The sequence below is a fragment of the Arthrobacter sp. GQ119 genome (genome assembly GCF_059759125.1).
The window spans coordinates 222,862-234,967 of sequence record NZ_JCAXEA010000001.1 but is presented as its reverse complement, the minus strand read 5'-3'; the positions used below and the strand labels follow the sequence as shown (position 1 = coordinate 234,967).

The window sequence follows — 12,106 nt, the reverse complement described above, 5'->3', positions numbered from 1 at the left end:
GCTATACCTCGTTCTCATCCAGCAGTTCGGGAGTGGAGGGCCTCATGGGGATGGAGGCCCCGATCAGCACTTTGCCTTTTTCCTCAGCCGTGGCAGGGCGCATCTGGCCGCGCTCATCGGGGACGAAGGTAATGGAGTCGTCCTTCTGGTCCGGGGCGTTGACGAAGGAGCGGAACCGGCGCAGGCGCTCGGGGTCCGTCAGGGTGTCGGCCCACTCATCGACGTAGGTGTCCACATGCTTGGCCATGGCCGCCTCGAGCTCCTCGGCGATGCCCAGGGTGTCATGCACAACGACGTCCTCAACATGCTTGATGCCGCCGTCGAGCTCCTCCTGCCAGCGTGCGGTGCGCTGCAGGCGGTCGGCAGTGCGGATGTAGTACATGAAGTAGCGGTCGATGTACTTGATCAGCGTCTCGTCGTCCAGGTCCTTCGCGAGCAGCTGGGCGTGCGCCGGGGTGGCACCGCCGTTGCCGCCAACGTACAGGTTCCAGCCGTCCGCCGTGGCGATTACGCCGACGTCCTTGCCGCGGGCCTCGGCGCATTCCCGGGCACAGCCGGAGACACCCATCTTGAGTTTGTGCGGGCTTCGGAGGCCGCGGTAGCGCAGCTCCAGCTGGATGGCCATGGCCACAGAATCCTGGACACCGAAGCGGCACCAGGTGGAGCCGACACATGACTTCACCGTGCGCAGGCTCTTGCCGTAGGCCTGGCCGGACTCGAAGCCGGCATCCACCAGTTCCTTCCAGATTTCCGGCAGCTGCTCCAGCCGGGCGCCGAACATATCGATGCGCTGGCCGCCCGTGATCTTGGTGTAGAGGCCGTACTTCTCTGCCACAGCAGCGATGACGCCCAGCTTCTTCGGGGTGATCTCACCGCCGGCGATCCGCGGGACCACCGAGTACGTGCCGTCCTTCTGCATGTTGGCCAGGGCGCGGTCATTGGTGTCCTGGAGGGTGCCGCGGCCGGCGTCCAGGACGTAGGCGCTGTTCTGGCTCGCCAGGATGTTGGCGATGGTCGGCTTGCAGATGTCGCAGCCTGCGCCTGTGCCGTACTTGGCCATGATCTCTTCGAAGGAGGTCAGCTCCAGGACACGGATGGCGTCGAACAGCTCCTGGCGGGACAGCTCGATGTGCTCGCAGAGTGCCTTGGAAACCTCGACGCCGGACTTCGTGAGTTCGGTTTCCAGCAGTTTCTTCAGCATCGGCACGCAGGAACCGCACTGGGTGCCGGCACGGGTGCAGCCCTTCAGCTCGCCGAGTTCCTGGACGGGGGCGTTGCCGTCGCAGGCGCCGCAGCCGTTGATGGCGTCGCGGATGCTGCCTGCCGTCACGTTGTTGCAGGAGCACAGGGTTGCATCGTCCGGCAGCTCGGTTTCTGGGGCTTCGCCGCCACCGGCCGCAGTCAGGTAGGCGCCGGGTTCGGCCGGAAGCTCACGGCCCAGGAGCGGGCGGAGGCTGGTGTACGGGGCGGCGTCGCCAACAAAGATGCCGCCGAGGAGGGTCTTGGCATCGTCGGTGGTGACGATCTTCTGGTACACGCCGCGCGCCGGATCCGCGTAAACAATTTCGAGGGCGTGCTCGGTTTTGGCGAAGGCGTCACCGAAGCTGGCCACGTCCACTCCGGACAGCTTCAGCTTGGTGGCGGTGTCGAAGCCGGGGAAGGTGGCTTCGCCGCCGTGCAGCCGGTCCGCCACGATTTCGGCCATGGTGTTGGCAGGGGCCACGAGGCCCAGGCACATGCCGCCGAAGTTTGCCACCTCACCGATCGCCCAGATGCCGGGGACCTGGGTGGAGCAGTCATCGTTGATGACGACGCCGCCGCGGGGGCCAAGATCAAACAGGGGTTCCTCACCCTCGGCGGCGCGGAAGAGTTCATCGCGGGGCCTGACGCCGATGGCCACGACCACGAGGTCGGCAGCAATGGTGCGGCCATCGGCCATCAGCACGCCGGTGACCTGGCCGTCGTCGTCGGCGAGGATTTCGGACGGGAATACGCCGCCGTGGACCTCGAAGCCCTTGGCTTCGATCAGGCGGCCCAGCGCCTGGCCGGCGCCCTCGTCGAGCTGCGTGTTCATGAGCCACGGGGCGCCGTTGATCACCACGGGAGTGGCGCCGAGCTGTTCGGTGCCGGCTGCGGATTCCAGGCCCAGCAGGCCGCCACCGATGGTGACGGCGTTGATCTTGCGGCCAAGCTTCCCGGTGAGTTCGGCGATGGACTTGTTGATGGCCCAGACGTCCTCGAGCGTGCGGTAGACATGCACGTGCTCGGCGCCGGGGATCGGGAGCCTGGCGGCGTCAGAACCGGTAGCCACCACGAGCTCGTCGTATTCATAGCGGTGGCCGGCGGCGGTCTCGACCGCCTTGGCGGCGGCGTCGACCTTAACGACGCGCTCGCCGGTCTTCAGGGTGATTGCCTCGTGGTCCCACATGGAGGCGGCGCCGAGAGTGAGGTCAACGGTGCTGTCCGTGAGTGCCTTGCTCAGCGCAACGCGGTCGTAGGGCAGATGCGCTTCTTCCGTAAGTACAGTTACTTGCCAGCCTTCGAGGCCACGGGCATGCATGGCGTCCGCAAAACGGTGGGCAGCAGGGCCGCCTCCGGCGACGACGATGCGGCGCGGTGTCTCTGTGCTTGAAGTCTGTCCGGTCACTTAGGGGCCTTTCGCATGGGCCGCAGACGGGGCTCTGCAGCTTGTCCATCCAGACTAGGCAGGGGCAGTTTCGCTTCAGTTTCCCTTTTGTTTCGTGATCTTAACTTCTGCATCACGAACACATTTCCGGGCAAGTGAGGTGTCTTTTACGTTCCGGACACATTGGCTGCACGCCTTTGAAACACCGGGAACCTACTTTGGATATACCGCCGCAGTGGCGGCTAAAGCAGGCGAAATCGCCTCGCGGAAACCGGCCGTTCGCCGGGATGCAGGCAAAGGGAGAGGAGCCGACATGACGGCAACACTGGAACTTGAGGATCTGACCACCGGGTATGCCACTGGCTGGCACCGGGTCTGCGCCGTGGACGAACTGGAGCTCTCCTGGGGCGAGGCGGCACTCGTTGACGGCCGCCAGATAGCACTGTTCCGCACCGCGCCCGGTGAGGTTTTCGCGGTGGCGCAGGAAGACCCGGCCACCGGCGCGTTCGTCATGGCACGGGGCATCCTCGGATCACGCGGCACGCGTCCCACCATTGCGTCGCCGCTCCACAAAGAGGTCTACGACCTGGAAACCGGCGAGTGCTTTGGCAGCCCTGAACTTCGCCTTGCCACGTTCGCCGCACGGATTGCAGACGGCCACGTCGAAATCGCGCTGTAGCCCCAACCCTTAACCCAGCCCTGTGGCCGGCCCTACAGCCCCAGGGCCTCGCGGACGTCGCCCAGCACCCGGTCCAGTGCGGCCCGCGCAGCTGCCCGGGCCGCGGGCAGCTCGGCCGCCGAGCCTACGCTTTGGATGACTTCCAGGTAACACTTGAGCTTCGGCTCCGTGCCGCTCGGACGGATGATCACGCGGGTGAGATCGCGTGTGAGGTAGAGCAGCCCGTCCGTCGGCGGCAGTTTGTCGCTGCCTTCGGCAAGGTCAATGGAGGATTCCACGGCCGATCCGCCGAACGACTCCGGCGGGCTCACGCGGAGCCGGTTCATCATGGCGCTGAGCAGGCCCAGGTCCGCCACGCGGATGCTCAGCTGGTCGCTGGCGTGCAGCCCGTGGACCAGGTACAGCTCGTCCAAGGTGTCAAAGATGGTCTTTCCGTCCGCCTTGGCGGCTGCCACGAGCTCGGCGATCAGGACGGCCGCGGAAATGCCGTCCTTGTCCCGGACCAGGTCCGGGGCCACGCAGTAGCCCAGCGCTTCCTCGTAGCCGTACACCAGGCCCGGAACCCTGGAAATCCACTTGAACCCCGTCAGGGTTTCCTCATGGGCGTAGCCTGCCGCTGCCGCGATGCGCGAGAGCAGCCGCGAGGAAACAACGGAACTCGCGAACACGCCGTCGTGCGTTTCCCCGGTGGGCGCGGACAACCGCGCCACCACATGCGCGCCCAGCAGCGCCCCCACTTCATCGCCGCGCAGCATCCGCCACGCGCCCGTGTCGGGATCCTTGGCCGCCACTGCCGCGCGGTCGGCGTCGGGGTCGTTGGCCAGGACGATGTCCGCACCGGCCTGCGCGGCCGCCGCGAGGGCAAGGTCAAGGGCCCCCGGTTCCTCGGGGTTGGGGAAACTGACGGTGGGGAAGTCCGGGTCCGGCTGGGACTGTTCGCTGACCAGCGTGACATCGGTGAACCCCGCTGCCTTGAGAACAGCCACTGCGGTGTCCCCGCCTACTCCGTGCAGGGGCGTGAGGACGATCTTGAGGTCACGGGCCGGAAAGAGATCCGCCTTTGCCAGGGCTGCGATGGCCGCCTCATAGTCTGAGGCGATGCCGGCTTCGAGCACACCCCAGCCGTTCTGGGCCAGGATGATGGAATCCAGGGCAGGCACCCTGTCGATCTCGGCCGCGATCAGGGCGTCGTACGGAGCCACGATCTGCGCGCCGCGGCCGCTTTCCTCCACCGCGTGGCGGCCAAGATACACCTTGTAGCCGTTGTCCTGCGGCGGGTTGTGGCTGGCTGTGACCATCACGCCCCCGTCGCACTCGAGCGCCCGCACGGCGTAGGCAAGCAGCGGCGTGGGCAGCGCGGCGGGCATCAGCAGGGTGTCGATGCCCGCTGCCGTGAAGATCGCGGCAGTCTCCTGGGCGAAGATGTCCGAGTTGTACCGCGCGTCGAAGCCGACGACGGCGCGTGGCCGGGTTCCCGGTGAGGCCTCCTCGACTGCCTGGGTCAGGAAGTTCGCGAAACCTGCCGCTGCGCGGCGGACCACCACCCGGTTCATCCGGTTGGGTCCGGGGCCAAGGGGCGCCCGGAGGCCGGCCGTGCCGAACTGCAGCGTGCCGCTGAAGCTGTCCTTCAGCTGCTGGAGGGCGGAAGGAGTACCGGCCTCAGCCTGGGATAGGAGCTCGGCCAGGGATGCGGAAGTGGCGGGATCCGGGTCCATGTCGGCCCAGGCGCGGGCCTCGCTGAACAGCTGGGAGTCGGCGTCGGAGGACATCATAGGATCCAAACTATCGTCAAAGCCGGGCGGCGGGTGCCGGATAAGCCGGCCGCCCGGTCACATCTTCGCGACTGTTTCGGAAGGCCGGATCAGAGCCTGGCGATGATTTCGGCCAGGAGCTTGGAGATGCGCGGCCCGGCAGCGTGGCCCGCCTCGAGCACTTCCTCGTGGCTGAGCGGCACCGGGCTGATGCCGGCGGCGAGGTTGGTCACGAGCGAGATTCCGAAGACCTCCATGCCCGCGTGCCGTGCCGCGATGGCTTCCAGGGCGGTGGACATGCCCACGAGGTCGGCGCCGATGCGCTTGGCGTACTGCACCTCGGCCGGGGTTTCGTAGTGCGGCCCGGTGAACTGCGCGTACACGCCCTCGTCGAGGGAAGGGTCCACTTCCCGCGCGAGGCCGCGGATCCGGGCCGAGTACAGGTCGGTCAGGTCCACGAAAGTGGCGCCTTCCAGCGGTGAGGTGGCGGTGAGGTTGATGTGGTCCCTGATCAGGACCGGCGTCCCCGGTGTCCAGTTCTCATTGAGTCCGCCGCAGCCGTTGGTGAGCACCAGTGTCCTGCAGCCGGTGGCCGCCGCGGTGCGTACACCGTGCACCACGGCGCGGACTCCCTTGCCCTCGTAGTAGTGGGTGCGGGCACCGAGAACCAGTGCGCGCTTGCCTTCCCTCGTCAGCACTGACCGGATGGTGCCCACATGGCCCTCCACGGCAGGGGCGGAAAAGCCCGGCACCTCGGAGGCCGCCAGGGTTGCCGTGGTCTCACCGATCAGGTTGGCGGCCTCGGCCCAGCCGGAGCCCAGGACCAGCGCGGCGTCGTGAGACTCAACGCCGGTTTTGGCCGCGATGTAGTCGGCGGCGGTCCGGGCAACCTCGAACGGGTCAGTGTTCAGGAATTCTGTATTACTCACTGGTACAAGCTATCGTGCGGCAGCGCAGGTGCCCAGCGCGAAGCGCAATCCGCCCAGCGCGGCAGCACACGCCTGCACAGCGCTTGCAGTTTGTTGGTGGTGCGGCAGCCAATGGGCGAGAATGGTTGACTGTGACTATGCATCCTGATTTCAGCGCACCCCGAATCGCAATTCTCGGCGGAGGCCCGGGCGGTTACGAAGCCGCCATGGTTGCCGCCGCGCTGGGGGCCAAGGTCACCATCATCGAGCGCGCCGGCCTCGGCGGGTCCGCCGTACTCACCGACGTCGTGCCTTCCAAGACGCTGATCGCGACGTCGGACCTCATGACCCGGGTCGGTGAGGCGGGGGAGCTGGGCGTGAAGCTGGACGTCGACGGCGGCGGCGACTTCGTACCCGTCATGCGCGCGGACCTCAAGCACATCAACGACCGCCTGCTCGGCCTCGCACGCCAGCAGTCCCGCGACATCACCGCCGGCCTGGAACACCAGAACGTCCGCATCCTGATCGGCTCCGGCAAGCTGGTTAACAACCGCACCATCGAAGTCCTCACCGCCGAGGGCACGGAAACGGTCGAGGCGGATGCGATCCTGCTGACCGTCGGTGCGCACCCGCGCGAGCTGCCCACCGCCCGGCCCGACGGGGAACACATCCTGAACTGGGCACAGATCTACAACCTGGATGAACTGCCCGAAGAGCTCATCGTGGTGGGTTCCGGTGTGACCGGCGCTGAATTCGCCTCCGCCTACAACGGCCTTGGGTCGAAGGTCACCCTGATTTCCAGCCGGGACCGGGTGCTTCCAGGCTCCGACACCGACGCCGCCGAGGTGCTCGAAGAGGTGTTCGAGCGCCGCGGCGTGACGGTCCTGTCCCGCGCCCGGGCCGAAGCCGTGGAGCGCACCGGCGACGGCGTGGTGGTCACCCTCGGCGACGGCACCAAGGTCACCGGCAGCCACTGCCTGGTCTGCGTGGGTTCGATCCCGAACACCGCCGGTATCGGCCTCGAAGAGGCAGGCGTTGCGGTCACCGAGAGCGGCCACATTAAGGTCGACGGCGTTTCCCGCACCACCGCGCCGAACATCTATGCCGCCGGCGACTGCACCGGCGTCCTGGCACTGGCCTCCGTCGCCGCGATGCAGGGCCGGATCGCCATCGCGCACTTCCTGGGGGACCAGGTGACCCCCATCAAGCTGCACCAGGTCGCGTCCAACATCTTCACCTCACCGGAGATCGCGTCCGTGGGTGTGTCAGAGGCGGAGATCGAGTCCGGCAAGTACCAGGGCGACATCATCAAGCTATCCCTGAAGAGCAATGCCCGCGCCAAGATGCGCAACGTCAAAGACGGCTTCGTCAAGATCTTCGCCCGCAAGGGGTCAGGCACTGTGATCGGCGGCGTGGTGGTGGGTCCGAATGCCTCCGAGCTGATCTTCGCCATCGCCATCGCAGTGAAGCAGAAACTGCACGTGGACGACGTCGCCAGCACCTTCACCGTCTATCCGTCGCTCAGCGGCTCGATTTCCGAAGCAGCCAGGCGCCTGCATGTTCACAACTAGGGTCAGGCACATCCAGGGTTACGCGAAGGCGTACGCCGGAACGCTGTCGCCCGGGGTGAAGGGCGTGAACCACCGCTGGATGTCCGGCGTGCCGGCAGCGTCCGAATACAGTGCTTCGCACTCTGCGTCCTCAAGCAGGACTTCCTCAACAATCGCCCGCCACTCACCGGGAAGGTCCAGGTCGTAGATTTCCTCGGTCACCTGGGCCTGGTCCAGCAGGCAGCGGACAGCGAGTTCGGCCGCGAGGCAGCCGGGAGCGGTCCAGCCGCGCGCCAGCGATGCGGTGACGTCCGCCGCGACGACGATGAACTTCTGCGTGAACGTGGCGTCGTAGCTGTGGGCGAACCGGGGCGGCAGCGAGGACAGCACGGAGGTCCCGGCGACGTCGGCAGGCGTGACCGTGTCCAGTTCGCCCAGCGTTCCAAGGTCACGGAACAGCTGGTCCATGAGGACGCTTGAGGAGTTCCACAGGAGTCCCGCCAGCAGGTGCGTCTGGCGCACGGACCGCTGCCTTTCATCGGGAGCTACGGACGCCATCTCTTCCAGGTCATCGGGGTCGAACTGCAGCCGCTGCTCGGCGGTCATGTCATCGGGATGCGGGTCGAGCCCCAGGAGCTCAAGGCTCAGCCCCGTGAGCTTTTCGGCGTCGGCCAGCAGCTCATCAGTGATGTCGTCGTCTTCGTCGGCACTCATGGCTCAGATGCTACCTGCCATCCGCGGCATGCCCGATTTCTGTGACGCGGGGGCGGAGGCCCCTTGTGCAAGGGTGCTGGTCAGGTTTTAGGCGGCTGCCGCCTGGAAGTGTTTTTCGATGAGCCCCTTGATGTCCTCGTGGCAGCCGCCGCAGCCGGTGCCGGCGCGGGTGGCTGAGGAAACGTCGGCCACGGTGGAGCAGCCGCCGGTGACGGCTTCGGTGATCTTGCCGCCGCTGACACCTGCACAGCGGCAGACGGTGCTTTCCGGATCGCTCGAAGCCGCGGACGGCGCCAGCTGGTCCGGACCGTCCAGACGAAGGAGCAGGGAACGGTCCGCAGGCAGTTCGGCGCCGCGCTCGAAGAGCTGCACGAGTTCGCTGGCGGTGCGGGGCATTCCCACGCTGACCAGGCCCTCAAGCACGCCGCCGCGGGTGGTCATCTTCACATAGCGGCCGTGCTCCGGATCGGCCCATTGGGCGATCTGCAGCCGTGGCCTGCCGTTGACGGCTCCGGCGGTCAGGACGTCCTCATGCCACTGCTCGGCGGAGTTGTCCCCGGCCACTGCCATGTTCATGCCGCGGGCCTTGAGCACGATCACCCCGGGCTTCTCCTGGGGGAGCGGGGGCAGCGACTCCGCGTCACCCTCCGGTCCCTCGGCCAGCCGCAGCAGGTATTCGGCGAGCCATTCGGCCTGCCTCCACCCCGGACCAACCAGGCCGGACGGACCGCGCGCCGTCCGGCACTCGAGGCAGCCCGGGTCCGGGCAACGGACCTCGGCGCAGTCGCCGATGGCGAAGATGTGCGGTTCATGGTGCGCGCGCAGGTGGTGGTCCACGAGGATGCCGGTGCCCGTCGAAAGCCCGCAGCCCTCCGCCAGTTCGGTCCGTGGCCGGACACCGCAGGAGAGGACCAGCAGGTCGCCGTCGATGGCCGAACCGTCGTCGAGCAGCAGAGCCGAGAACCCGCCGCCGGGAGCGTTGTGCTCAACGCCCGTGGAGCGGGCGTTGGCGGCCACGCGGACGCCGCAGTTCCGGAGGCTGGCGGCGAGCACTGCTCCGCCGCCGCGGTCGATGTTCCGGCCGAGGGGGTGGGGGCCGTTGTGCACCACGGTAACGGTGGCGCCTTCCTCGGCCGCCGCGAGGGCGGTCTCGAGGCCGAGCACGCCGCCGCCCAGCACCACCACGCGCTTGCGGCCCGCGACAGCCTGGCGCAGGACCTCGGCGTCGCGGAGGTCGCGCAGGGCGGTGACGCCGGGCGGGAGGACGGGGGCTGCCGGGTCCGGGTTCATGCCGGTGAGGTTGGGGATGACGGGCCGGGAGCCGGTGGCGAAGACGAGCCGGTCGTAGTGGACGGACGTGCCGTCGGAGAGGAGGACGTTTTGCCGTGCCCGGTCCACGCGCTTGACCTTTACGCCCAGCCGGACATCGACGCCGTCCACCGCGAGAGCAGCTGCGTCGGCCAGGGCCAGTGCCTCCGGCGTGGTGCGGCCCACGCCCAGGTCAGCGACGAGGACGCGGTTGTAGGCGGCGTCAGGCTCCTGGCCGATGACGGTCAGCCCTGCCTGCCCGGCGCGCAGCGCGGGCAGCAACTCGTCGACCAGCCGCGCCGCCACCGGACCGAATCCGACAATTACAATCTGCTCGCTCATGAGGCCTCCGATGTCTGAAGAACGCTGATGTCCTGTAGGTTCGCTGCCAACCGGACCCAGACTTTGTTGTACTTGAATTCGGGCATCCCCGAGATGGGATCCGTGGCGGCTTCGGTCAGCCGGTTCGCGCTTTCCAGTTCCGGGAAGTGGAACGGCAGGAACACGGTTTCCGGACGGATGGCCGTGCTGAGTTCCGCCCGGCACACCACCTCCCCGCGCTCATTCGCCACTGACACCTGCGCGCCGTCCGTGATGCCCATGGCCGCTGCGGCGGCGGGATGTATCTGCATCCTGGCTTCAGGCTGGGATGCGAGGAGCTCGGAGACGCGGCGGGTCTGGGCGCCTGACTGGTAGTGCTCCAGCAGGCGGCCAGTGATGAGGGTCATAGGCTTCGCAGTCGGGTCGGCATGTGCTCCCGGAGCACGACGGCGGCGGGGCGCCACCGGGGTCATGACGGCCTTGCCGTCAGCGTGCGCGAACGCATCCAGGAAGAGCCGCGGCGTTCCGGTGCTGCCCGCGGGGTAGGGCCAGTAGGCGGCTGCTCCGCCGTCGAGCATGGCGTAGTCGATGCCGGAGTAGTCGGCCGCGCCGCCGGCGGAGGCCAGGCGGAGCTCCTCGAAAACCGTCTCGGGATCGTCGCTGTAGGTGGACGGCGCCTCGAGTGCCTCTGCCAGCCTGGCCATGATCCACAGTTCGCTGCGGGCACCGGCGGGTGGCTGGATGGCCTGGCGGCGGCGGAGCACGCGGCCTTCGAGGTTGGTCAGCGTGCCCTCTTCCTCTGCCCACTGGAGCACCGGCAGGACGAGGTCGGCCTCGGCGGCGGTCTCGGACATGAAGAAGTCGCAGACAACCAGGAATTCCAGGGTGCGAAGCCTGCGGATGACGTCGTTGGCATCGGGGGAGGCAACGGCGATGTTGGAGGCGTGCACGAACAGGCACTGCACGCCGTCGGGCTCTCCCAGTGACTTGAGCAGCTGCACGGCAGGCAGCCCGGGGCCGGGGATGAGTTCCTCCGGGACGTTCCAGACCTTGGCCATGTGTGCCCGCGCGGCCGGGTCGGTGATCTTGCGGTAGCCGGGCAGCTGGTCGGCTTTCTGGCCGTGTTCGCGGCCGCCCTGGCCGTTGCCCTGGCCGGTGAGCGTGCCGTAGCCGCTGCGGGCCGTTCCGGGCAGCCCGAGCAGCAGGCTGAGGTTGATGGCTGCCGTGGCGGTGTCGGTGCCGTCCACGTGCTGTTCCACGCCCCGTCCGGTGAGGATGTAGCTGCCGCCGCGGCGGGCACCCTCGGCAAGCAGGCGGGCGGTTTCACGGATGAGCCCGGCGGGAACACCGGTGATGGACTGGACCCGCTCCGGCCAGAAGGCGTTGACGCTGCGGACCAGGGCGTCGTAGCCGGTGGTGCGCGCTGCGACGTAGTCGGCGTCCACGAGGCCCTCGTGGATCACCACGTGGGACAGGCCAAGCAGGAGAGTAAGGTCGGTGCCGGGCAGCGGCTGGAGGTGCATTCCGCCGCCGTCGGAGGTGAAGGCTGCCGTCGCGGAACGCCGCGGGTCCACCACAATCAGGCCGCCGGCGTCGCGGACGCCCTGCAGGTGCTGGACGAAGGGCGGCATGGTCTCGGCGACGTTGGAACCGAGCATCAGAATGGTGCTGGCCGTGTTCAGTGCCTCAAGCGGGAACGGCAGGCCGCGGTCCAGGCCGAAGGCGCGCATGCCGGCAGCGGCGGCGGAAGACATGCAGAACCGGCCGTTGTAGTCGATGCGGGACGTGCCCAGCGCGAGGCGGGCGAATTTGCCCAGCTGGTAGGCCTTTTCGTTGGTGAGGCCGCCGCCTCCGAAAACGCCGATGGCGTCCGCTCCGTGCTTGGCACGGGTGTCCCGGACGGCGGTGGTGATGCGGGCGAGCGCCTCGTCCCACGTGATGGGGCGGAAGACGCCGTCGGGACCTTTGAACATGGGCTCGGTGACGCGCCCGGGGTGCTGCAGGAGCGAGGCCGAGGTCCAGCCTTTGCGGCAGAGGCCGCCGCGGTTGGTGGGGAAGTCGCGGCCGTTCACTTCGAGGGCCGGCCCCTTCAGCGCGGGTGCGTTAGGGGCGGTCACGTCCTGGGCCGGTGCGGCAAGCACGGGCTGTGGCCCCGGCTGGACAGCCGGGGCCAAAGCCGCTGGAGACTTGAGCGTCATGGCGCACTGCAAGGCGCAGTAAGGGCAGTGCGTGTCGGCGCTTTTGGTCAT

Annotated in this window: 8 protein-coding genes; 2 read left to right on the top strand and 6 right to left on the bottom strand. The window is 67.9% G+C overall.

What is annotated here, in order from left to right:
* Position 1 precedes the first annotated feature (1 nt).
* Complete coding sequence (gene nirB / locus AC6CH3_RS01065) at positions 2-2,647, bottom strand: nitrite reductase large subunit NirB (RefSeq protein WP_498130678.1); 2,646 nt, start codon at positions 2,645-2,647, stop codon at positions 2-4.
* 292 nt (positions 2,648-2,939) lie between these two features.
* Between nirB and nirD the strand changes: the two genes are divergently transcribed.
* Positions 2,940-3,305, top strand: a complete 366-nt coding sequence (gene nirD / locus AC6CH3_RS01060; RefSeq protein ID WP_498130677.1) for a nitrite reductase small subunit NirD — start codon at positions 2,940-2,942, stop codon at positions 3,303-3,305.
* Positions 3,306-3,337: 32 nt separating this feature from the next.
* Here nirD and AC6CH3_RS01055 read toward each other — a convergent pair whose 3' ends face one another.
* Both AC6CH3_RS01055 and AC6CH3_RS01050 read right to left on the bottom strand, forming a co-directional pair.
* Complete coding sequence (locus tag AC6CH3_RS01055; RefSeq protein ID WP_498130676.1) at positions 3,338-5,077, bottom strand: phospho-sugar mutase; 1,740 nt, start codon at positions 5,075-5,077, stop codon at positions 3,338-3,340.
* 89 nt (positions 5,078-5,166) lie between these two features.
* Positions 5,167-5,985: a purine-nucleoside phosphorylase gene (locus tag AC6CH3_RS01050; protein ID WP_498130675.1), complete on the bottom strand. Its 819-nt coding sequence runs from the start codon at positions 5,983-5,985 to the stop codon at positions 5,167-5,169.
* A gap of 131 nt (positions 5,986-6,116) precedes the next feature.
* On the opposite strand from AC6CH3_RS01050, the gene AC6CH3_RS01045 reads away from it, so the two are divergent.
* Positions 6,117-7,535, top strand: a complete 1,419-nt coding sequence (locus AC6CH3_RS01045) for an NAD(P)H-quinone dehydrogenase (protein WP_498130674.1) — start codon at positions 6,117-6,119, stop codon at positions 7,533-7,535.
* Between the two features lie 18 nt (positions 7,536-7,553).
* Here AC6CH3_RS01045 and AC6CH3_RS01040 read toward each other — a convergent pair whose 3' ends face one another.
* The 3 genes from AC6CH3_RS01040 to AC6CH3_RS01030 all read right to left on the bottom strand — a co-directional run bounded on the left by AC6CH3_RS01040 (position 7,554) and on the right by AC6CH3_RS01030 (position 12,106).
* Entirely contained in the window at positions 7,554-8,228 is a 675-nt protein-coding gene (locus AC6CH3_RS01040; protein ID WP_498130673.1) for a hypothetical protein, read from the bottom strand.
* 87 nt (positions 8,229-8,315) lie between these two features.
* Complete coding sequence (locus AC6CH3_RS01035) at positions 8,316-9,878, bottom strand: FAD-dependent oxidoreductase (protein ID WP_498130672.1); 1,563 nt, start codon at positions 9,876-9,878, stop codon at positions 8,316-8,318.
* On the bottom strand, positions 9,875-12,106 hold the full coding sequence (locus AC6CH3_RS01030; RefSeq protein ID WP_498130671.1) for a molybdopterin oxidoreductase family protein: 2,232 nt from the start codon (positions 12,104-12,106) through the stop codon (positions 9,875-9,877). Before AC6CH3_RS01030 ends, AC6CH3_RS01035 begins: the two co-directional genes overlap by 4 nt.

Bases quoted from the DNA above. Each gene is read 5' to 3' on its own strand.
- nirD (WP_498130677.1), top strand. From the start codon at position 2,940: ATGACGGCAACACTGGAACTTGAGGATCTGACCACCGGGTATGCCACT.
- AC6CH3_RS01055 (WP_498130676.1), bottom strand. From the start codon at position 5,077: ATGATGTCCTCCGACGCCGACTCCCAGCTGTTCAGCGAGGCCCGCGCC.
- AC6CH3_RS01040 (WP_498130673.1), bottom strand. From the start codon at position 8,228: ATGAGTGCCGACGAAGACGACGACATCACTGATGAGCTGCTGGCCGAC.
- AC6CH3_RS01035 (WP_498130672.1), bottom strand. From the start codon at position 9,878: ATGAGCGAGCAGATTGTAATTGTCGGATTCGGTCCGGTGGCGGCGCGG.
- AC6CH3_RS01030 (WP_498130671.1), bottom strand. From the start codon at position 12,106: ATGACCAAAAGCGCCGACACGCACTGCCCTTACTGCGCCTTGCAGTGC.